General features: G+C 66.0%; 25 protein-coding genes and 2 pseudogenes. 5 read left to right on the forward strand and 22 right to left on the reverse strand.

Annotation, left to right across the window (positions count from 1 at the left end):
• The first annotated feature begins 40 nt into the window (after positions 1-40).
• On the forward strand, positions 41-721 hold the full coding sequence (locus ACVBEQ_RS04690) for a hypothetical protein (RefSeq protein WP_447152271.1): 681 nt from the start codon (positions 41-43) through the stop codon (positions 719-721).
• 1331 nt (positions 722-2052) lie between these two features.
• On the opposite strand, the gene ACVBEQ_RS04695 is transcribed toward ACVBEQ_RS04690, so the two are convergent.
• From ACVBEQ_RS04695 to ACVBEQ_RS04705, 3 genes are all read right to left on the reverse strand, one after another.
• Positions 2053-2388 (reverse strand): histone-like nucleoid-structuring protein Lsr2, encoded by a 336-nt coding sequence (locus ACVBEQ_RS04695; RefSeq protein ID WP_447152272.1) that lies wholly within the window; start codon positions 2386-2388, stop codon positions 2053-2055.
• A 416-nt stretch (positions 2389-2804) separates the two neighbouring features.
• On the reverse strand, positions 2805-3686 hold the full coding sequence (locus tag ACVBEQ_RS04700) for an LLM class flavin-dependent oxidoreductase (protein ID WP_447152273.1): 882 nt from the start codon (positions 3684-3686) through the stop codon (positions 2805-2807).
• A 52-nt stretch (positions 3687-3738) separates the two neighbouring features.
• A complete protein-coding gene (locus ACVBEQ_RS04705) occupies positions 3739-3969 on the reverse strand; it encodes a three-helix bundle dimerization domain-containing protein (RefSeq protein WP_447152274.1) in 231 nt (76 codons plus the stop codon).
• A 657-nt stretch (positions 3970-4626) separates the two neighbouring features.
• On the opposite strand from ACVBEQ_RS04705, the gene ACVBEQ_RS04710 reads away from it, so the two are divergent.
• Positions 4627-5028, forward strand: coding sequence for a pyridoxamine 5'-phosphate oxidase family protein (locus ACVBEQ_RS04710; protein ID WP_447152275.1), 402 nt, complete (start codon positions 4627-4629; stop codon positions 5026-5028).
• Between the two features lie 346 nt (positions 5029-5374).
• Positions 5375-6649 carry a hypothetical protein gene (locus ACVBEQ_RS04715; RefSeq protein ID WP_447152276.1) on the forward strand — a complete coding sequence of 425 codons (1275 nt, stop codon included), beginning with the start codon at positions 5375-5377 and terminating at the stop codon, positions 6647-6649.
• A gap of 132 nt (positions 6650-6781) precedes the next feature.
• Here the strand turns inward: ACVBEQ_RS04715 and ACVBEQ_RS04720 are convergent, their stop codons facing one another.
• Together ACVBEQ_RS04720 and ACVBEQ_RS04725 are read right to left on the reverse strand one after the other, a co-directional pair.
• Positions 6782-6928, reverse strand: coding sequence for a hypothetical protein (locus tag ACVBEQ_RS04720; RefSeq protein WP_447152277.1), 147 nt, complete (start codon positions 6926-6928; stop codon positions 6782-6784).
• A 121-nt stretch (positions 6929-7049) separates the two neighbouring features.
• Positions 7050-8069: a D-alanyl-D-alanine carboxypeptidase family protein gene (locus tag ACVBEQ_RS04725; RefSeq protein WP_447152278.1), complete on the reverse strand. Its 1020-nt coding sequence runs from the start codon at positions 8067-8069 to the stop codon at positions 7050-7052.
• A gap of 40 nt (positions 8070-8109) precedes the next feature.
• Here ACVBEQ_RS04725 and ACVBEQ_RS04730 point away from each other — a divergent pair.
• Positions 8110-8385 (forward strand): annotated as a pseudogene (locus ACVBEQ_RS04730) (transposase); the annotation flags it as partial.
• On the opposite strand, the gene ACVBEQ_RS04735 reads toward ACVBEQ_RS04730, so the two are convergent.
• The 11 genes from ACVBEQ_RS04735 to ACVBEQ_RS04785 all read right to left on the reverse strand — a co-directional run bounded on the left by ACVBEQ_RS04735 (position 8378) and on the right by ACVBEQ_RS04785 (position 14698).
• Positions 8378-9067, reverse strand: a complete 690-nt coding sequence (locus tag ACVBEQ_RS04735; protein WP_447152279.1) for an IS110 family transposase — start codon at positions 9065-9067, stop codon at positions 8378-8380. The pseudogene ACVBEQ_RS04730 and the gene ACVBEQ_RS04735 sit on opposite strands and share 8 nt — an antisense overlap.
• On the reverse strand, positions 9064-9228 hold the full coding sequence (locus ACVBEQ_RS04740; RefSeq protein ID WP_447152280.1) for a hypothetical protein: 165 nt from the start codon (positions 9226-9228) through the stop codon (positions 9064-9066). Before ACVBEQ_RS04740 ends, ACVBEQ_RS04735 begins: the two co-directional genes overlap by 4 nt.
• 316 nt (positions 9229-9544) lie before the next feature.
• Positions 9545-10240, reverse strand: a complete 696-nt coding sequence (locus ACVBEQ_RS04745; protein WP_447152281.1) for a PAS and ANTAR domain-containing protein — start codon at positions 10238-10240, stop codon at positions 9545-9547.
• A 24-nt stretch (positions 10241-10264) separates the two neighbouring features.
• Positions 10265-10453: a hypothetical protein gene (locus tag ACVBEQ_RS04750; RefSeq protein ID WP_447152282.1), complete on the reverse strand. Its 189-nt coding sequence runs from the start codon at positions 10451-10453 to the stop codon at positions 10265-10267.
• A 782-nt stretch (positions 10454-11235) separates the two neighbouring features.
• A complete protein-coding gene (locus tag ACVBEQ_RS04755) occupies positions 11236-11625 on the reverse strand; it encodes a hypothetical protein (RefSeq protein WP_447152283.1) in 390 nt (129 codons plus the stop codon).
• Positions 11626-11978: 353 nt separating this feature from the next.
• Positions 11979-12125, reverse strand: a complete 147-nt coding sequence (locus ACVBEQ_RS04760; protein ID WP_447152284.1) for a hypothetical protein — start codon at positions 12123-12125, stop codon at positions 11979-11981.
• Between the two features lie 29 nt (positions 12126-12154).
• Positions 12155-12313 carry a hypothetical protein gene (locus tag ACVBEQ_RS04765; RefSeq protein WP_447152285.1) on the reverse strand — a complete coding sequence of 53 codons (159 nt, stop codon included), beginning with the start codon at positions 12311-12313 and terminating at the stop codon, positions 12155-12157.
• A gap of 305 nt (positions 12314-12618) precedes the next feature.
• Positions 12619-12786 carry a hypothetical protein gene (locus ACVBEQ_RS04770; RefSeq protein WP_473163160.1) on the reverse strand — a complete coding sequence of 56 codons (168 nt, stop codon included), beginning with the start codon at positions 12784-12786 and terminating at the stop codon, positions 12619-12621.
• Positions 12787-13002: 216 nt separating this feature from the next.
• A complete protein-coding gene (locus ACVBEQ_RS04775; RefSeq protein WP_447152286.1) occupies positions 13003-13578 on the reverse strand; it encodes a signal peptidase I in 576 nt (191 codons plus the stop codon).
• Positions 13575-14252, reverse strand: coding sequence for a hypothetical protein (locus tag ACVBEQ_RS04780; RefSeq protein ID WP_447152287.1), 678 nt, complete (start codon positions 14250-14252; stop codon positions 13575-13577). Before ACVBEQ_RS04780 ends, ACVBEQ_RS04775 begins: the two co-directional genes overlap by 4 nt.
• Positions 14253-14308: 56 nt before the next feature.
• Positions 14309-14698: a hypothetical protein gene (locus ACVBEQ_RS04785; protein ID WP_447152288.1), complete on the reverse strand. Its 390-nt coding sequence runs from the start codon at positions 14696-14698 to the stop codon at positions 14309-14311.
• 320 nt (positions 14699-15018) lie between these two features.
• Here ACVBEQ_RS04785 and ACVBEQ_RS04790 point away from each other — a divergent pair.
• Positions 15019-16092: pseudogene (locus ACVBEQ_RS04790) on the forward strand (amino acid transporter); the annotation flags it as partial.
• Between the two features lie 41 nt (positions 16093-16133).
• Here the strand turns inward: ACVBEQ_RS04790 and ACVBEQ_RS04795 are convergent.
• The 6 genes from ACVBEQ_RS04795 to ACVBEQ_RS04820 form a co-directional block, all read right to left on the reverse strand.
• Positions 16134-16700: a hypothetical protein gene (locus ACVBEQ_RS04795; protein WP_447152289.1), complete on the reverse strand. Its 567-nt coding sequence runs from the start codon at positions 16698-16700 to the stop codon at positions 16134-16136.
• Positions 16701-16791: 91 nt separating this feature from the next.
• Positions 16792-17091, reverse strand: a complete 300-nt coding sequence (locus tag ACVBEQ_RS04800; RefSeq protein ID WP_447152290.1) for a hypothetical protein — start codon at positions 17089-17091, stop codon at positions 16792-16794.
• 83 nt (positions 17092-17174) lie between these two features.
• Positions 17175-17459, reverse strand: coding sequence for a DUF3040 domain-containing protein (locus tag ACVBEQ_RS04805; RefSeq protein WP_447152291.1), 285 nt, complete (start codon positions 17457-17459; stop codon positions 17175-17177).
• A 460-nt stretch (positions 17460-17919) separates the two neighbouring features.
• A complete protein-coding gene (locus tag ACVBEQ_RS04810; RefSeq protein WP_447152292.1) occupies positions 17920-18900 on the reverse strand; it encodes an NADPH:quinone oxidoreductase family protein in 981 nt (326 codons plus the stop codon).
• Positions 18901-18954: 54 nt separating this feature from the next.
• Positions 18955-19227: an acyl-CoA dehydrogenase family protein gene (locus ACVBEQ_RS04815; RefSeq protein WP_447152489.1), complete on the reverse strand. Its 273-nt coding sequence runs from the start codon at positions 19225-19227 to the stop codon at positions 18955-18957.
• A gap of 210 nt (positions 19228-19437) precedes the next feature.
• Positions 19438-19659 (reverse strand): hypothetical protein, encoded by a 222-nt coding sequence (locus ACVBEQ_RS04820; protein WP_447152293.1) that lies wholly within the window; start codon positions 19657-19659, stop codon positions 19438-19440.
• Positions 19660-19661: the final 2 nt, after the last annotated feature.

Below are 19661 nucleotides of genomic sequence, written 5' to 3' on the forward strand. Positions count from 1 at the left end.
CAGTCGGCGTGGACCAGTTCGGTGGGCGGCCAGGCATGGGTTGATCGCCGAATTGCTGTGGATCTCGATGCTCGCCTACGCCGCGTACACCTACGCCTACTACGTCTTCGCGGCCGACTACAACGACCTGTTCCTGCTGCACATCGGTGTTTTCGCCGGCTCAGTCTTCGGCTTGGTGTGGGCACTGTCCACGCTGGACCCGGCCGGCACGCCGGGCCGGTTCAGTCCGCGCACCCCGGTCCGGTTCAGTCCGCGCATCCCGGTCCGGTTCAGTCCGCGCACCCCGGTCCGGTTCATCAGCGGCGTGCTCGCGGTGCTTGCCCTGGGATTGGGCGGGATGTGGGTGTACGCCGCGGCCCGGTTCGCCGTCACCGGGGACCTCCCCGCCGGGAGCGCCATGGTCGAGACCGACACCATCGTGCACCTGGGCATCGCACTGGACCTTGCCCTGCTGGTGCCGACCTACACCCTCGCGGCGGTGTGGTCGTGGCAGCGGGCGGGATGGGGCTACCTGCTGGCCGCAATGGCGTTGATCGCCGGAACACTGCACCAACTCACCTACATCGTCGCGTTGCCAATACAGGTCGCCGCCGACATCCCCGGCGCGGTCTCCATCGACCCAGCCGAACCGGTGATCGCCGCGATGTACCTCCTCGCGACCACCGTCTTGCTGCTCGGCGCCGCCCACCGACCGAACCGCCCACACACGATCACTTCCTGACCACACCCGGGCGGGCCGTGCGACCCGCGCCGAGGGTGACCACTGCGCCATCGAAGCCTGCATTTCTTTGAGGAAGCGGACGACTATCGATCGGTTTCCGCGGCCGGGCCCGAGGCCGGCGATGCTGTGGATGTAGCCCTCGCCAACAACTCGCGGAGTGGACGATGGCCGGCCCTGCCGTCGATCGCGAGCCCACGGTCGAGGTGTCCGCTCGCCATCGAGCCAGCGGCCGGCCGCAGTCTTGGTTGCGAGCGTCTGCGGCGCAGGGGAGAGTCGACGCGTCTCCGGTTTGAATCGCTGGGCTTGACAGCTCCCTGACCCAAGCCGGCGGACAGCTCGGCACCCGAACCATCCGGGCACGTAAGCTCTCCTGTGCGTGTCCGTTGCTGCACACCTGATTGGCCGTCGCGAATTGCACGACGCTCGAGCGACCAGCGCAGGATCGGAGTATTACTGCAGGTCACAAGCACTGGCGCTCGTAGCTCAGCTGGATAGAGCAGGGGACTTCTAATCCTGCGACGACGGTTTGATTTCACCAACCGACGTTGCCCACTAGTGCCAAATATTGGCTGTACCTGGGCAAACGTACAAACCAGTACATGACGAGCTACCCGCCGCTAACCAGGAGCCCCCGCAATTTGCGGCTCGTTATTGCACGATAGTTGCACGGAAGTTGATCATGACCATTGCGCTGAGACGAGCTCCGTGAGCCGCGAACCCCGGCTCCGTAGTCGGTGATTCGGTCCTAGGCGGCCACCGTGCCGACGTCATCGACCAATGCCACATCGTGATGTGCTCGGCCCAGTCGATGCCACACCACGCAACCATCGCAACCCCTTCCTCGCAGACCGGCGCCGACCGGGTGGCCGTGCGCCACCGGACCGTGGCGGCACAGCAGCGCCCTAATGACGAGGCCTCACAGGGCCAAGATCGCATCGGCCGTTCAAATCCAACCAACGACCGGCGCGGCGTCCTGCTCTGCGACAGGGCTTGCAGCCCCGATCATCGAAAGAGATCAAACCCGGCCGGCGGTTCGTCCCTCGCTGTGTCGCCCGCCCGGATCCGTCAAGCAGTAGGCGCGCCGAGGTCCCCACACCGGTCTGCAAACACTGCTCGACCTCCTCGAGCGCGAACTCGGCGCCCACCTCATCGACGCCTGACGCATAACCGGTCGCGGCCCCAACGGAGACCGCACCGCCCCGCTCCCAACGACACGACAACCGAGGGCCAACGGCACAGCCGTGAGCATGCACGGCATTGACGAACCGGATCACCGTGCAACTGGCGGGTCATCCCGCCGTCCTCGCCAGCAGTTTCGGCGGCTGACCCGACTACGAGTTCGCCGCGGCGTACTGCTCCAAGACGGTCGCCGGAATCCTGCCGCGTGATGACAGCGCAACACCATTCGCTGTAGCCCACTCCCGGATCTGTGCAGGAGTGGGCGCGACCGAACCGCCACGCGCCATGCTAATTCGCTCCGGGCTGCGGGGCGGCTTCACCTTGCGGGCGTGGCCGACGAACTTCGCGAGCACTTTCCGCAGCGCATTCGCATTCCGCTTGTTTAGATCAATGTCATACAGCACACCGTCGAGACCGAACCGCAGCGTTTCCGCCGCTTTCCCACCATCGAGGTCATCGACCAGCGTCACCGACTGCTGCTTAGCCATCTGAACTGCCTCCAGGCACGTCGTTCGCTGTTGTTAAGTATCCTACCCGGACCCACAGTCACCTTGAGGGATCCGTAACACTGGACCCATTGTCGATGCATAACTGCTGTTGCAGGGGATCCGCCTCCACCGTTGCAGCGCTAAGGGTAGGTCGCCGTGACGAAACGGCAACAGCAGGTATTTCGGTACGGGCAGCATCGGTTTTGCAGCCTTACGGAACGGTTGCACAACGGTTCGGCGAGACGACCCGCGCCGCTGGGAGTCTCCGTAAGGCCGGACCTCCGACGATGGGCAAACAGCGGACGGCCCACGACGTTGCGGGCAATTGCGCCACTTCAATGATCCCGGCGGTCCTCCATCCCCGTCAGCCAACAAAGGCGTGTCTTGCACGTGGCGGCAAGCACGTCGCTGATTGGTCAGGGTCCGGCTTCGATGCGTTCGCGCATCTGCCGGTCCGGCCACTGCGGTCCGGGTTGCCCCGACCACCCGTAACGCCAGGGATGCACCCCTTCGATCCACCACGTCGCACCCGCAGCTCCGTGCCGCTCGCGGAGTTCGTGTCTGGTGTCGTCGTCGGGCTCGGTGTCCCCCGGGACGGCAAGGTCGAACGGCGCATTCACCGGCACTGCCTGATCGCGCCGGGCGGTGGTGACGGCCGCTCGGACGGCGGTGGTGTCATCGACCTCCCACGGCCCATCCACTCGCATCGGGAACGCGCCGTCCCATCGGGCCGCGCGGCGGATCGGCCCACGGCCCGGCCAGGTGCCGCCCACCCACACCGGGATCCGCGGCTGCTGCTGCGGCGGCGGCCAGCACACCGCCGCGAAGTCCGGCCCGGCCAGCCGGTAATGCGCCCCGTTGTGAGTGACCGGTTCACCGCTCCACAGCCCTGCCAAGACCTCGAGGTGCTCGTCCAGCATCCCGGCTCGGACCTTCGGGTCAGGTTCCTCCCCGCAGTAGTCGTACTCGTACGGAAAGGCACCGCTGCCGACACCCAGAACCAACCGGCCCGCACTGAGCCGGTCCAACGTGACCGTCTGCCGCGCGAGCACCACCGGTCGCCGGCGGGGCAGCGGGGTCACCAGCGTGCCGAGTGTGATCGTCGAGGTCATGCAAGCCGCCGCCGCCAACGCCACCCACGGGTCGACGACATCGATCGGCCCCGGTCCGAACGCAAACACGTGATCCCACAGGAAGAACCCGTCCCAGCCGGCACGTTCCGCCGCCGCCGCCCACTCCGCGACCCGGCGAGCATCCAGACCATGTCCGAAATTCGGCATGCTCAGGCCCAACCGCATCCCCGAAACAGTAGACCGGTAGCCGGAGGTACCTGCCACAACGTCGTCAAAATCAGGACCGCGGCCGCGCGGCTCGTGATGATGAGTCCAGGTGACTTCGCAGCCGGTCCCGGGACGCCTCCTCGACCAGCATGGGCACCGAGTCGCGGGTGGGGTGTCCGGCATAGTGACGCTGGGTGTCCCGCACAATGCCGACGACGACACGCGGGTCAACGGTCGGGAACACGGCCGACAAGCGTTGCGTCACATGTCGTGTCATCGCGTCGTCGGGTGCCGGCTCCATCAGTAGAAGGTAACCAACGGGGAAGGTGCGGTGTCAATGACGCAATCGGGGCCGAACCGTGGTTCGTCACCTACACAGCGACCGCGTTAACCGCAGCGTCACGATGCACCCGTCTGGTCGCTGTAGTGACGGAGCGGCGATTCCGCAGCCCCGAACAGCTGTGCGCATCCCGATTGGGTGTGCACAGCGACTGCAAAGGCCGGTGAACAACCCCCGGCGAGCGCCGCACCCATGATTTGCGACCACCGAGCGCTGCCATTGGATCGGCACCCGGCTTTCACGGACGGCTCAGTGCCGACCCTCCACCGCGCCACCGGATGATCTCGATCAGCGCTGACCAGCGCTGATTCACGCGCCTGCGGGCTGACGCCGGGAACGCAACCAACCGTACGACCCGGCCGAGACCCACCGTCGTTTTCCGGTGCCGTAGAACCCGAGTCGCGTTGTGTGGCCCGCTCAGTCCATTTCCGCGCAACGGGACCTTGTGCCCTTCTGCATTGACCGCAGTCGGCTGATCGTGGATCGGACATCGTCCGTAGATGCACCCGCGGTTCCGCGCATTCGTCGCGTCTGTGAGGCACGCTAATGGTAGCCGTCACCCGCCAGGACCCGACCCCACACGATGATCGGTCAGCTGAACGTCGCAAACTCGAGCCATTGGGCTACCGCAGCTGCGTCGATCTGCTCACCGGCGCCGATCTCGGCCGGGTCATCTACACCAGCGGGGCGATGCCCGCGGCGCAACCGGTCAACTTCGGAATTGACCACGACGAGATCGTCTTCAGCACCGACCAGGGCAGCGCCCTGGACGGCGCCGTCACCGGTGCCGTCGTCGCGTTCGAGGTTGATGACATCAACTCCGACGCCGGGGACGGATGGAGCGTGCTGGCCATCGGCCAGGCCTACCCCATCACGGACATCGACCGCCTCGCCGACCTGGACCAACGGATCCCCCGTTCAGTCTGGACCGGACCGCGCACCACCACCATCGCCATCCCGATCACTCAGGTCACCGGCCGCCGACTCGGCAGGGCCGTAGCGGCTCACGCGGAGATATAGGCGATCACCAGCGGCTGACCGCTCGTGGAGGTTCAGGCTTCGGTCAGCTGGTATGTCCCACAACGACTTCACCTGTCTGACAACGACGGCCGCCTACAGCGGTAAGGATCAGCGACGCGTCCCCAGCATGGCGCGGCAACCCAGACATGGCAGATCACCCAACTCAGCAGCCACGGGGCGCTTTCCTCCATTCGCTCCCTGCCAAACGCAACTCGTCGGTGGTCCCGGGAGTCCTTACAGGCAGTTGTCACCACGACACTTTCCACGCCGTGGTGGCTTCCTTCCGCTCTGCCGCAGTGGGCTTATCCGCGCGTATCGGCGTTTTCAATGACGAAGGAGTCGAGTCATGGCAGCACACGGTCCAGCACGAACCAGACGAGTCATCGCGGGATTGACATTCCTGCTGACAGCGACAGTGGCAGTGACCGCCACACCTGCCTGGGCGGGCCCCGGTTCGAGCACGGACGACACCTCGGTGGTGGACCCCATACCGCCAGGAATTACCGACAAGCCAATCCCGGTGCCGGTGGACACCACAAAATTGCCGTCACCGACAACACTAATCATCCGATGCAAATTCAGTGACCACCTCGATGGCAGGCCCGGCGAGCCGGCAGAGCCCACGCCGCCCGGCGGATGGGGCCGGTTCTTCACCTCACAAGGCGTCGAACAACAGGCCGTGTACGACTACCTGAATCAACAAATGCAAGGCACCCAGCACTATGACGCCGACATCACCCCGTGGTACGAGATGAGCGCAACAGAAGCACAATTCGTTGCGATGCGTGCCGCCAATCCCGCCACCGGTCGCCGAGCCAACCTGCGGACCTGCGCGGCCATGGCCGATCCGGACTACTACTTCCCGCAATACCACAACGTCGTCGTGGTGCTCAACGCACCGTCCGCCGCGGACGGTTCACGAGGCGGTGACTTCACCGGCGGGTACCCGTTCCCGCTGACCTTCGACGGAGTTGCGAAGAACTACGGCGGAACCATCATCGGAAGCTCCGGGTTCGACATGAATGGTGTCCTGCAAGAGATGTTGCACGCCTATCCCGTCGGCGGTGCGTCGATGCGACACGGCTCGAACGCATACCGGCCCGGAGATCTCAACAGACCGGAGTACGGCGACCCTTGGGACGTCATGAGCGCATACGCCAACTTCGAGCAAGACGGTTTCTGGGGCCCTCAAGGCGCCCACCTGAGCGGGGCGCGCCGGGAACTTGCCGGGTTCATGCCCGAGCACCAGCGCCTGGACTACGGAGTCGACGAAACCTGTCTGTGCTACCGGCCGGTTGCAGTCACGCTCGAACCGCTGGCCGCGACCGGCACCGGACGCAAACTGTTGAAGATCCCGGTGGGTGATGACACCCGGCACTACTACACGGTCGAGTACCGCACCCGGACCGGATTTGACTGGGTACTTCCCGCCGACGGAGTTCTCATCTACGAAGTCCGCCCCGACAACACCGCCTACCTGATGACCCGCACTCCCATTCGGGGCGCAGAGAACGACGCTCAACACGCCGCCGGTGACCAATGGACCGCGCCGCTGCAGGCAGGACAGCAGATCACCGTTTCCGTGCAGTCCCTGACCCCTGAAGCGGCCACCGTGAACTGACCGCTGCGTACGCGCGGACGACATCAGCGAAAACAGGAACCGAAACCGCGGGGCCTACAGGGCCCGGGCCCGGGTCGGCGTGCCCGGTTTCCGGTCGAGGTTGCTCCCTACACAACATTTCGATGTCGTCCATCAGGATTTCGATCCGGGCGCGGAGCTGACCGATCCCTCGATGGGCTGGTAGGAGTCGGTCCGCAGCGTGTCGAGTTCGGCCGGCAAATTGGCCGGGCGCACCAGGTCAGAAGGTTGCGGTACCCGGCCGGGGTCGCCACCGGTCACGGATCTGCTCAGGTTTTGCCTAACCGGGCGCCCGGGAATGGTGGCCACGCGACGGGTGGCCACCATTCCTCTTCGGTCTGGGTCAGGCACTGCTCCCACTGCAGTGACCGCAGCATGGCTGCTAGTGGTAGTAGTTCAGGCCGAAGTTCAGCAATTCCCTGCTGTCGTTGAATCGTCGATTGGTATCTGAGTTGAGAACGACGGCGATGGTGTCGGTCGCGCCGGATCGGCGGGCGGCTGACACCAGTGCTTCCCCGGCCAGGAATGATGTACCGGTCTTGACGCCATAGGCACCGGGGAAGTTGCAGAGCAGCTGATTGGTGGACCCCTGATTGGCCACGTCCACCGCCCGCACTCCCGTGCCGTTCGCCCTGGGGCGCCGCCAGGTCGTCGTTGACCAGGTTTGAGTGCTGACGACCTGCGCGAAAAGGGGGTGGTCGAGGGCGATACGCGCCAAGGTGGCCAGATCGCGGGCGGTGGTGTGGTGGGCGCACCATGGGAGGTTGAAGTCAGTCTCGGTGTCCCGGCCGGGTGCTTCCTCGCAGGAGGTGATGATGTCCCCGGGATCGCGGCCGCTGATGACGACGTAGCTGGTGTTGCGCAGGCCGAGTTCGGCGGCGCGTTGATCCATGGCTCCGATGAAAGATGACCTGCTGCCGCCGATGTAGGTACCCAGGGCCGTCGCGGCATCGTTCTGCGATGCCACCAGGGATAGGTACAACAGGTCGCGGACCGAGATGGTGTCGCCCGGGACCAGGCCGATCGCGCCGCCGCCCTCGACGGCAACATCGGACTGTGTTGTCACCGTGGCGTTCTCGGGAAGCCAGCCCTCCTCGATTCCTTCCACGGCGAGCAAACCAACCATCATCTTCGTGGTACTAGCCGGTGCCATCAGCCGATCGGCGTTGACGCCGCCGAGGACGGCGCCGTTGTACCGGTTCACGACGATCGACGCCTCGGCGGTGATGTCCGGGTAGGTCGGAACGGACGGTCCCGGAAGCGGGTTTGAGTGACCGGGGTCGTCCGAGTCATGAGGTGGTTGCGCGATCGCGCCCGACGGGAAGGTCAGGACGGCACCAGCAGCGGCGGCGATCACGGCCGTCATCACGGTGAAGGTTGTTCGGGCACGGGTTGTGCGCATGGTTTCCGTCCGTTGGAGGTGACAGCAGATATCACCGGGTACAAACGCGATCGAATCGTTGAACTACCAGCTCCGCAAGATCATCAAGAACCGCGGGCATTTCCCCAACGACGACGCGGTGATCAAGCTCCTGTGGCTCGCGATCCGCGACATCGAAGACAAACGCGCCCGCCAACGAGCCGCCGAACGCGGCTTGCGGAAGGGCCGCAAAGCCGAGGGCCGGCTCGTCGCAGGCCAGGTCACCACCGGTTGGAACGCCGCCCTCGGCGGCCTCGCCATCGCCTTCCCCGACCGCATCAACAGCAAGATCAACTAAAAACCGACCGACTTACACAGAAAAATTGACAAGCTCCGTCCGGGTGCCGGCCAAAACCCGCCGCCACCTGCTCGCCGAGCGCGTCGACCTGCCGGGACAACTCGGTGATCACCGCGACCAATGCGGAGGTACTCGCTGCGTAGGCGGGCACGACCCCTGCTCGAGCGGTCAGCTGCTCGGTGTGCAGCGCAGCGATGATCTGTTCGGCCGCGGCCTGGTGGTTACGTTGCCGGCCCGCTTTCCGTAGCACAGAGATCACCCGCGCGGTGGTCAGCCGCCGGCCCTGCTCCGGGCTCGAAGCGGCCGCCAGTACCGCCAAAGCGTCCCGACCGGTCAGGTCATCACCGAAGGCCAGCAGCGCGGCCGGGTAGAACTCCCGCAGCATCGAGCGGAGCATGTTCGCCTGTCGCTGCCGGGACCAGATCATGCTCTGATGTGTACGGGCCAGCACCTTGACGTGTTCAGCGGTGTCGCTGTCCCCGGCGAAGGGTCGGTGATGCGCTCGGTCCAGCCGCACCAGCTCGGCCAGCACATGGGCATCCCCCGGGTCGCTCTTCGATCCCGACGTGCCGTGCCGCTCCCGGTACCTGGCCGCCTGGAACGGGTTCACCGCATACACCGTGTATCCGGCGGCGATCAACGCCTGCACCCACGGACCACGGTCGGTCTCGATCCCGATCACACATCGGCCGGGTCAGCATCCTCCGGCAAATGATCAGCGATCAACGAGTGCAACCCGGAAAGACCGGTCACACCTTCCGGGAACCGCTTCTTCCCCAACCGCCGACCATCGTCGCCGACAAGGTCGACATCGTGGTGGTCCTCGGCCCAGTCATCACCCATGAACAACACCTGGCGTCCTCCTCACGCCGCAGGAACCTTCGGCGAGCCTCGAGGAGACCGGGTGCCAACTAATGGATAAGTGCTCAACCGGCACGACATCCCACCAGCCCTACAGACTCCTCACCAACCGGCGAGGGACACGGTCTGAACCTAGGCCTCAAAGACCGGTGGATACCAGTGTTCACCTCGCCAGCGGCTCGGACAGCAGACTCGCACACGCCCGTCCGCTGCGCTCCCATTAGTGGTGACCGTGCCGAAGAACCGCCACGTGCTGTTCCGAAACCCGGTACGCGAGCCGAGCCGTGTGGAGATTGGCTCAGGACTGGACCGACGGTGTGGTGTTGTCCTGAAGCGCGGGCTGCCGGGGTGTTACCACTGTTGCGAGGAGCCGGCTGATGCGCTGGGTCGCGGTCTCGCCCGGTGTCAGCGGGTCGGACATGCCTTGGGTGAGGAGCCTGGCGACGTCGCGGAGTTTGATGTTGGCGTGCGAGGAGTGCCATCGCAGGACGGCAAACGCGTCGTCGGCCGACATCCCCTGAACGGCCATCAGCGCGCCCTTTGCTTGCTCGATGTCAGCGCGGCCTTCAGCGGACTTCTCCACCGCTTGGTGGATCTCGGCGTCGGTGGCCTGTCGGGCGGCGCCGGTGATGTCGACGAAGTAGCCGTGGACGCGGCGGACCACACCGTTGTCATCCAGGACACCGCGGCCGATGGTGACGACGGTGCGGACCTCGTTGCGGCTGGTGATGATTCGATGCCGGCAGCAGAACGGCTGCCCTGTTTCCAGGACCGCGGCCAACACCTCATCGGTGTGCTGCCGATCCTCGGGGTGCTTGTGCGCGACGAAGACCTGCGTGGTCGGAACGATTTCGCCGGGCTCGAAGCCGTGCATCCGGAACAGGCTCGCCGACCACGACCACACCCTGGAAACAACGTCGTAGTCGAACCAACCCAGCGGTTCGCCGGTGCCGCCGGCCATCGCCGCCAGCACCGGCTCGTAACGGTTTCCCATTTGCCCCCCGCACGCCTCGTCACGTCAAAGGTCCAACCCAGCATGTCCTCTCGCCGCGGCCCTGGTCAGGGACAGCGTGCGCCTTGTCGGTGCGAACGTCGCGACGAACGCACCGACCCGTCCACCCGCGACGACCCGGGCGGCGAGCCAGATCGGGTCGGGCGAACCGGTCGTCTGGGCCGCTGGTGGTGCGATGCGGCCGGCCGTCGGCACCGACCGGGGCTAAGGGTGTCACGCAAGTCCGGGAGCCGCGCACATTCCCCGGCTCGCGGTCGATGACAGCCACCGGAGTCGACCGGGCCAGCCCAGCCGGTTCCGGACGTGACCGGACTACGCCCCAACAACTCCGTGCAGATCCCGTCGGGAAACCAATGCGGGCTCACCTCCAAGTCCAAGTGCGGAACACCGCAGAACCGACATCACCGGCCGTCCCCTGCTGGACGGTTCGCGGTCGGACCCCCACAGCCCAGGAACGGTCTCGCTGACAATGCGCGAACCGCGGTACTCCTCATCGCGCGTATCGTCGGGGCCCCGGACAACGGCGCCCCGGCCGTGCCGGTTGGGTCCAGGAACCCGGCGTACCGGGCCCGGGGCGACCAACTATCACCGCGGCGGCCGCGGCGGACCACTCCGCGAACGCGGCCGCTGCACGCTCCTCGGCGGCCTGACACAACGCGTCACCCCCCGGCCGGACATTGTTGGGTCGGTTCGTTCCGCCGGGTCCAGCCGCGCCCGGTGCGCCGCCAGCAGCTCATGCGCGTGGACATACGCCTGAAGGGAACGGGCATGCCAGTCGACGGCAGACTCGCCGGATTCGCGGGACACCCGCCCAGTGTCACCCCGTCCCACCCGACCGTGACCAGCAGGTCCGGCCGATGGTTGCTGGCGGTTCCCCCCGAGCAGCCGGGCTCGCGAACAATGCCGAGCCCTCTGCACCCGAATCCCGGCTGCCGCCGCCGGCTGAAGGAACCCCACAGCCCGGCGGTCGCTGGCCGCTAGGACTCGCCACTGGGCTTGTCTGCCGCCCGCGCCTGCAGTTGCCGGGCGTGGAGTTGACCGAGGAGGGTGTTGATCCGGTCGCGGGCGAACCGGGGAAACCCGGTGCTGTCCCGTCGCCGCCACCCGAGGACGGCCTGCGCCAATGCGATCTCCGCGGCCCGTTCCGCGGCGACCGCGTCCACCAGGGCGGTGGGGTGTACCACGAAGATGCTGCGGGCCAACGGCAAGTAGAACCGGAACACCTCATCCTCCAGGTCCGCCACAGCGGCGGGCCCGGCCCGGTCGGTGCGGGCCCGGTGAAAGGCATCCCACAACTGCTGCGCCGCCCGGTCCGGGCGCCCGGCCTCGGCCGGGCCGGCGGCGTCTGCGTCCAAGCCCGGCGTCACCGGCACGCCCGAGCCATTAGTCGGTTCATTCCCACAACCCGCGAACTGCGCAGCAGCCCTCAACCATCCGCGCGCCGCCCATTACCTTTGTGACCTCACGGATCCGCCGCTCTTCTTGTCCCCAATCACCCTTTCACAGTGTTTTCGGAACAGTAGGTTTAGCGTTCATCGGTCGTTCCGCAGCCAATGGCCGCGGAGACCCCGCCGCGACCCATAGCGTTTCCGCCGGGCCGGTGGTTTCACGAGTCCGTGTACCCGGGTGATCGGTGGATCTTAATGCCGAGGCTGATCTCGATCTCGTCCATCAGGATCTCGATCCGACCGCGGTTTGGGTCGACCGCCTCGATCGACGATCAGGAGTCGGCCTGCAGGTCATGCAGCTCGCCCTGTAGATCATCCAACTCGACCAGGTCCCGCTGCTTTTCCCCGGCAATCCCGGACCGCCACTGCGCCCGGACCCGGTTCCGGTCGTTGGTGATCAGGGTGACGACATGCGACATTTTTGTGCAACATTCCTTCAGGTGGTGGGCTATCGGTGAGTTTCCGCGGCCAGGATGGCGGCGGTGCGTTGTTGCAGTTCCTTGGCGCGGGCGTCGACCCGGTTCAGGATGTTCTCCACGCTGGCGATGTCGGTCAGGTCGGCCTGGCGGCGGGCCCACGCCCGCTGCGCGTCGTCCGTTGTGTACACCGGCCGTGAGACCGCGGGTGTGACCGGCGCCGGTGGTTCCGGATCGTCTTCGGTGTCGACGGGTAGGTCGCGGTGCGCCCCGAGGTCCCCATTGAGGAGGTCCTGGGTGTGAAATGATCGAATTGTTTGGCGCACTCTGGTCGCGCTTAATGGCTCTCCTTTCGAACAGACGTGCGGGGCTAGACGAGAAGCCGTGGGCGTCACTGCAGGTCGCTCGGGGTGCCGAGAGAGATCGGCAGGCGACACAGCGCCAATAATTCGATCAAACCGGGCCATTTACGGCGACCAACGACACACTTACGGGCTCACGCCGGCGCCGCGTTCGACCTGCTGCGGTTCCACTCACAGAACCGGAACGTCCGGATCCGGGCCATCGCCGCCCAACTGACCAACCTGCTGTCCAGCAGCCGACCAGCACCAAGGGCATCACCCGGTTCGACCAGCTCCTGGACGAGGTCACCCGCAGCCTGCAAGCGGCCCCGCCCCGAACGGCCGCCAGCGGCGACGACGACCCGGTCCTTGCACGTGACCCTGCCGGGCCGGTGATCCCGCCCGCCCAGATGCCCCAGGTGGCCCCGTCACTCAGCCGGGCGCCGGCCCAAAGTGTCGGCGGGGCAAAGCTCTCACTGCGTCCGGTTCTCCTGACGCGTCTGCGCCTAGCGGGTGCGTCCCCCTGTCCCCGTTGGGCCCTAACTCCGTCGCGGGGAATCCCGCGGGGCGGCGGTGCCCCGATCGGGTTTGGGCCAGAGTATGCGACCGACCGCGAGTGCCCCTAGGAAGCAATACAGCAGGGGGTTCCGGGCTTGCAGCAGCACGATTCCGCCGTAACTGACGTTGACCTGGACGGCGCCTTGGATGTCGCTGTCGTGCGGCGTCCAGGGATCTTCGCTGGAATTGTTGTCGCCTTTGGTTGTCCAGCCGGCTGCGTTGGGGGCGCCGGACCCGCCTATCAGTCGGTGGACCACCTTGTAGCCAGCGCCGGGTTCACCGGCGGGGACGGTGTAGACCACGATTTGACCCACCTGGTACCGCTGCTGGGAACGGGTGATCAACAGATCCCCGCCGTGATAGGCCGGTTCCATCGACCGTCCGGAGACGATGGTGTACCCGGTCAAGCCGCCGAATAGCACCGGCCAGGCCAGTACCGCAACGGCGAGCATGACGGCCCAGAGTGCACCGAACAGCACCCGCCGTACCGTGACCGGCCACCCGGAGACCCTGCCGGCGGGCCATCTCCAGGCGGGCCGGACCGGTGCGGTGCTCATCGGGAATAGCTCTGCAAATTGTCGAACGTGCTTCTGGTATCGGACACCGATATCAGGCCAAGCTCGTTGTTGGCCTCCACAATGATTTTCTCCGCCGCAGTGACGGCGTATGTCAGCAGGACCACGTTGTTGATCGAGGCTTGGTAGGTCCCGTTGATGTAGCTGAACCGAAGGAATCGCGGCGTATTGCCGCCGCCGGTTCCGCTGATGGTCGCCCAGACGGTGACTGTGCCGTCGGCGGCGACCCGTTGGATCCTCAACGAACCGGCCGAGGCGTTGCTGTACACGGCGGCAGTCGACGCCCGGCCACCGGGCTGGGCGTTCAACACCAGACCAAAGGTGCTCGACCCGGAACTGTGGATATCGCCGCCGACCTCTTCGTTCGGGTTTGTTCCGCCGTTGCACAACGGGACCGAGGCGGTGACCAGACCGGTCGACGCCGACACAGCCGTGCCGCTGCCGATGGTGATGGTGCCGCCCAGTACGTGCCAGGCATTACCGCAGGTATCGCTCGTGGTAGCCAGATTGGTCCCGGACGGCTGGTCAAAGGTGGCCAGTACGGCCCCCACCATAAAGTTCTGCCCGAGCAGCGACGCCGTCCGCAATCCCCCCAGAGTGGACGCGAACACATTGTCATGGGGGATGGCCGCAAAACCGACGCACAACCCCAGCACGCACCACAAGATGCGTGGCCCTGGGGATGTCATCATAATGTCCGCGCCCGTCCCGATCAGCCAGTGATGACCAGGGCAGCCTTGGTGATCGATTTGGTGTCCACCGAGGCCGCCAGCGTGACGACCTGGCTCCCGGAGGTGAGGGTTACCACACCGCTGTTCTCCGCCAGTGACACGACGCCGTCGGACAAGGTGAGCTTAAATGCTTTCGTCGCGCAGGGTGTTGCAACACCGGACATGGTGACCGCAGTGGTCTTATACGCATTCGTCACCGGGTCGTAAGTATTGGTGTAGGCCAGCGCCACGCCGTCCGTATCGCAGGATGCCACGACGGTTTGGTCAGCACCAAGATTTGCCGACGTCAACCCGCCCAGCGACGCCGCTGAAGCAGTCATCACCCCGAAAACAGCAAATGCGCCTGCAACCGCCAAGACCTTCTTATTCATGAGTTTCCCCTCGGTCCTCAAGCTCGAGGAGTCATCAACCAATAAACAATTACAAGTGAAGCTATCAGGGAGGGGGGAGACAACCACCCCCGCGACTGCATCGTTTGTTGAGAAACCGCCCTACAAAGGTTCAGCGGAGCGTTTGAGCGCGACCGCTGTTAGCCGTTCGCAGCTGTCTGTCGATAGAAGCTGGCAAACAGACCCCGTTGGGGTTACCCCCGATTCACCCCGAACGGGTCGACAGTCACCACGGCGAATCGTGAAGCTGCACCGACCCGGCTGGTCACTTGGCGGATGACGGGCCGGAGAGTGGCGGCGCCTACCTGTTGACCACCAGCTTCCTGACCACCGTGCTGATCCCACCGCAGGCATTCGAACCCGGCGGTCCCGCGAACGGTCGGGCGTTGGCCTACCTGGCCCACGAACTGCTCGGCGAAGCGTTCGGCACCGCCTACGACATCAGCAGCATCGTCATCCTGTGGTTCGCCGGTGCCTCGGCGATGGCCGGGCTGGTCAACATCGTGCCCCGCTACCTGCCTGCCTACGGGTTGGCCCCGCACTGGGGCCGGGCGATCCGCCCTGTCGTGTTGGTCTACCGCGGTCAGCATCGGCCTCACCATCGCGTTCAAGGCGGACGTCGACGCCCAGGCCGGCGCCTACGCCACCGGCATCCTGGCCATGATGGTGGCCGGCGCCGCCGCGGTCACCATCTCCGCCACCCGCCGGCACCGCCGGGGCTCCGCCATCGGGTTCACCGTGCTGACCCTGGTGCTGCTGTACGCGCTGATCGCGAACATCATCGAAAAACCCGACGGCCTGACCATTTCACTACTGTTCATCGTCGCGATCATCGTCCTCTCCCTGATCTCCCGCGTGGCCCGGACCACCGAACTACGGGTCGATCGCATCGAGTTCGACCAGGCCGCCCGCCAGTTCGTTACCGACTCCCTCACCTTCGACGGCGCGTTGAACCTGATCGCGAACCGGCCCACTCCCGGTGACCACGGCGCTCAGTACGCCGCGAAAGAGGCCGAGCAACGAGAAATGAACCCCGTACCCGGGAGAGCCGACGTCATGTTCCTGGAAATCGACGTCATCGACCCGTCAGACTTCAGCGATGTCCTGCACGTCCGCGGCGTCCAGGTCGACGGGTACCGGGTCCTGCGCGCCGACAGCCCCGCCGCACCCAACGCGATCGCCGCCATCCTGCTCGCTTTACGCGATGCCACCGGGGTCCGCCCGCACGCCCAGTTCGAATGATCCGACGGAAACCCCATCGGGCACCTCCTGCGGTACATACTCCTCGGCCGCGGCGACACCCCACCCGTCGTCGGGGAATCATCCGCGCACACGAACCCAACCCAAGCCGCGGACGCGGCACCCACGTCGGCTAGGGGATCAGGTGATCCTTACCGTCCCACGAGGAACGGGGCGGTCAGGCGGTGAGCCGGCGGAGCACCCCTTGCAGGACACCGGTGGGTTGTTGCTGGGCGGCGAGTCGTTGCTGTTCGCCGGCGAACGCGGAAACCACAATGAGCGCGCCGGTCAGTGCTGGGACCGCCCATTGCAGACCCTGCAGTTGCTTCTGCGCGGCGGCGACACTGTCCGGGGTTGCGACGCTGGGGGTGGTGCCGTCCTCGACGGGGATGTCGGTCTGCCGGGACACCCGGGCGCCGAGTACCCGGGAGTACCCGGTGACCGCCAACGCGGCCACCGTCAACGACGTCTTGATCACCGACATCGACGCCACACCCGGCTGAGTGTCGATGCGGCGTTTGTTGCCCAGTAGTTGCCCGACACTGCCGATCAGGTGCGCCCCGATCGCCGCGGCGTTCACCGGTGTCCAGCGGTCCCACCCCGTGTTGGCGACCGCACCGGCGTCATCGGGGTTCCGGGCCTGCCCGGAGGCCGGGTTCAGCGCGACCGCGTTGGCCAGCGTTCCGCCGAACCAGGCACCCAAACCGAGATCGTGCAGCGAACGGGAAACCGTGTTCAACACCATGAGCACTCCCTAGATTGAGTCACCGTTGACTCGATGGCGGTACCCGGTGGGCGCCGTGCGCAATCACCGCAGCCGGGGCCGCTCGCGCGGCTTAGATGACGCCCCGGTCCTGGGCGGTTCTGGTTGATTGGTCCTCTATCCGTTGCCACGTGCCCGGGGAGTAATGCGATGCCCGCCCGTCGGCCCAATGGATGGTCAGGACACCGGTGACCGGGTTGATGGTGTAGCTGCTGTCGTCGTCGAATTCCTGACCTTGCAGATTCCCGGCCCACACCTGGAACGTCGTCACCACCCCATTGTCGACCACCGGCAGATCGACCGCGAAGGTGTGCGCGGTGAATCGACCGCTGTGACACGCCCCCACCCTTGCGGCGACGAACCGTTCGCTCACCGGAAACCGGAGCAGGGCGACGCAAGCCACTGGAACACCGCGCCCACCTGATGTTCAGGTCGCCGGTGCACCATGGCTGGTGATCAGCGGGGGCGGCGTCGTAACCGCACCGCGTGGGCCCCGCCGACCGCCGCTACGGTGCCGACTCCCGCGATGCAGAAAACGACGCCCACCAGCAGGGTCTGCTCCGTCAGCACCAGGCCGGTCACCAGGGACAGGACGCCGACCATCGCGCACAACAGGGCGACCAGCAAATGATCCTGCCGGGCGTCGCCGGGGGCAATGCTGGCCGCGTCACGAGGATCGTCCTGCAGCAAGGCCCGCTCGATCGCGTCAAGTGTGCGTTGCTCGCCTTCCGACAGCGCCATAACCTCCCCCAACCCAAGGGGTGTCACTGCATGACCGCTCAATGATGATCGGTCCGCTCGACAGATGCAAAAACCGGTCCTCCGCATCGAGAAGTCGCGGATCGGTGGTGGCGCCCGGGCCAGGCCCAAGGGGTACGCGCCGGGTCGGGGTGCGGCACCGGAGCCGGCGCCGCAGATTCGAAAAGCGATTAGCGCCCCCGCGTCCTCGAAGATGAGTGCGGCAGTCACCCACCGCGTCCCCGGCTGCCAAGAAGTACCTCTTCGTGCCGCCGCTGCGGATGCTGCGTGCGGTTCGCGGCGGGATGGCCGGAAGCCTTCGCTGGCGCCTTGGTTGCTTCCGCAGTGCGCGGTCCTGCGCAGTGTTGGGACAATGCGAAGCGTGCCGAAAATGCACCGTGAAGTTGAGAAGTAGTTGCGTCGATTCGTGGTGTCCGGCGTCGTCGCCTCGGCGGCGTGGGGTTCAGCGCGCCATCGCCCCGGGTTGGCGAACGAGCAGCACCGTCTTGCCGATAATGTCCCGCTGTTCGATCGCCGTGAACGCGGCTTGCGCGTCGGCGAGGTCGTGCTCGACGGTGGTGGGCGGGGGCATCCCGTCGGCCAGCAGAATTGCCAAATCGTCCCCGGTGGATCGGAAGAGCTCGGGGTACGTGGCTATCAGACCGCCCCAGTTGACTCCTCGGACATCGCAGTTACGCAGCAGCAACCGGTTCGCTGGGGCCGACGGGATGCGGCCGGAGACGTAGCCGAGGGTGAGTAGCCGGCCCTCCCGGGCAAGCGCCCGCAGTGACGCGTCGAACACATCTCCGCCGATCGGGTCGACGATGATGTCCGCGCCGCCGTCAGCCCGTATCTGGTCTAGCCATTCATCCGGCCCGTACACCTGGTGCGCGCCGGCCGCGGTCGCCGCCGCCCGACGCTGCGGCGTGCTGGCCACCGCGGTGACCCGGGCGCCGAGCGCGACGGCGATGCGTACCGCCGCCGAACCGAGACCGCCGGCCGCACCGTGCACCAGCACCGACTCGCCGGGTCGTACCCCGGCGCGGCGAACCAGGGCGACATGCGCGGTGTGATCGTTGACCACCAGCGCCGCACCCTGTGCGGCGCTCACTGAATCAGGTAGTGGAGCGACCAAGCGCTCCTGCGCCCAAACTATTTCGGCGCAACCGCCGTCCGGCACTGAGGCGTAGACCCGCTGCCCGACGGCGAACCCGGACCCCGGCGGTGCCGATTCCACGACCCCCGCTACCTCCATACCTGGGATGTACGGCGGCTCCTGCCGCACCTGGTACTTCCCACGGGCAACGAGGGTGTCGACGAATCCAATACCGGCGGCGTCCACGGCGATCCGCACCGCGGTCTGGTCGGGCCGCGGTGGGATTGGGGTCTGGTCGACCCACAATCCGGGTGGGCCCATCAGGTCGTGGACGCGGAGCGCGCGCATCGTCGCGGTCATGTCAGGCGAACGCGGCCAGGCCGGTGACGTCCCGGCCGACGATCAGGGATGGGTGCTGTCGGTGCCCTCGTAGGTGTGCACGATCTCCATGTCGGTCATGTGCCAGGCGACGTGGTATTCGAGCAGTAATCCGTTGCCGCTCAAAATGTCCCGTGCCTCCATGCAGATCGAGCGGGTCCGCTGAGCGGTGTACATCTTCGCCAGCGAGGCCATCAGACCGGTCAGCTTTCCCTGCTCCTGCAGTGGTGCCATCCGGATACACAGCATCTGAATGGTGGTCACCTCGGCGAGCATGTTGGCCAACTTGTTCTGCACCAACTGGCATCACCATCTGCACGGACCTGTCCGCCCACTCCAACCGCAAGGCCTTATCAGCTCATCCACGGTGCACCCCCAAAAGGGTTGTACCGTTCCGGCAGACTGATAGTAATGACCCGACCGGACAATCGATCTCGTACCGGATGTCCTCGAACGTCTGCGACATGCTCGCGTCTCCACTTCGTTGCGCCCGATCAACCTTAATTGTTAAATGATCCTTCGTTTCAGCCGCCGGAATACCGTTCGGGCGTTGTCGGTGTGGTGTCGGGTGGGTCGGGCGGGAGGTGGGTCGCCGATGATGGGGCGGGGTTTGGCTGCTGCCAGCTTGCGGATGGCGTCGGGGACCGCGGTGCCGTCCCGGTCGGCGCGTTCGATCCAGAGTCGGGCGGCGTTGACCTGCGCGGAGGTGACCTGGATGGTTTTTCCCACGA

It is taken from the genome of Nakamurella sp. GG22 (assembly GCF_052976845.2).

Coding starts and splice junctions, on each gene's coding strand:
- ACVBEQ_RS04695 (WP_447152272.1), bottom strand. CDS start 2,388: ATGGCTAAGCAGCAGTCGGTGACGCTGGTCGATGACCTCGATGGTGGG.
- ACVBEQ_RS04700 (WP_447152273.1), bottom strand. CDS start 3,686: ATGCGGTTGGGCCTGAGCATGCCGAATTTCGGACATGGTCTGGATGCT.
- ACVBEQ_RS04705 (WP_447152274.1), bottom strand. CDS start 3,969: ATGGAGCCGGCACCCGACGACGCGATGACACGACATGTGACGCAACGC.
- ACVBEQ_RS04715 (WP_447152276.1), top strand. CDS start 5,375: ATGGCAGCACACGGTCCAGCACGAACCAGACGAGTCATCGCGGGATTG.
- ACVBEQ_RS04725 (WP_447152278.1), bottom strand. CDS start 8,069: ATGCGCACAACCCGTGCCCGAACAACCTTCACCGTGATGACGGCCGTG.
- ACVBEQ_RS04740 (WP_447152280.1), bottom strand. CDS start 9,228: ATGGGTGATGACTGGGCCGAGGACCACCACGATGTCGACCTTGTCGGC.
- ACVBEQ_RS04745 (WP_447152281.1), bottom strand. CDS start 10,240: ATGGGAAACCGTTACGAGCCGGTGCTGGCGGCGATGGCCGGCGGCACC.
- ACVBEQ_RS04760 (WP_447152284.1), bottom strand. CDS start 12,125: ATGTCGCATGTCGTCACCCTGATCACCAACGACCGGAACCGGGTCCGG.
- ACVBEQ_RS04775 (WP_447152286.1), bottom strand. CDS start 13,578: ATGAGCACCGCACCGGTCCGGCCCGCCTGGAGATGGCCCGCCGGCAGG.
- ACVBEQ_RS04785 (WP_447152288.1), bottom strand. CDS start 14,698: ATGAATAAGAAGGTCTTGGCGGTTGCAGGCGCATTTGCTGTTTTCGGG.
- ACVBEQ_RS04795 (WP_447152289.1), bottom strand. CDS start 16,700: ATGGTGTTGAACACGGTTTCCCGTTCGCTGCACGATCTCGGTTTGGGT.
- ACVBEQ_RS04805 (WP_447152291.1), bottom strand. CDS start 17,459: ATGGCGCTGTCGGAAGGCGAGCAACGCACACTTGACGCGATCGAGCGG.
- ACVBEQ_RS04810 (WP_447152292.1), bottom strand. CDS start 18,900: ATGCGCGCGCTCCGCGTCCACGACCTGATGGGCCCACCCGGATTGTGG.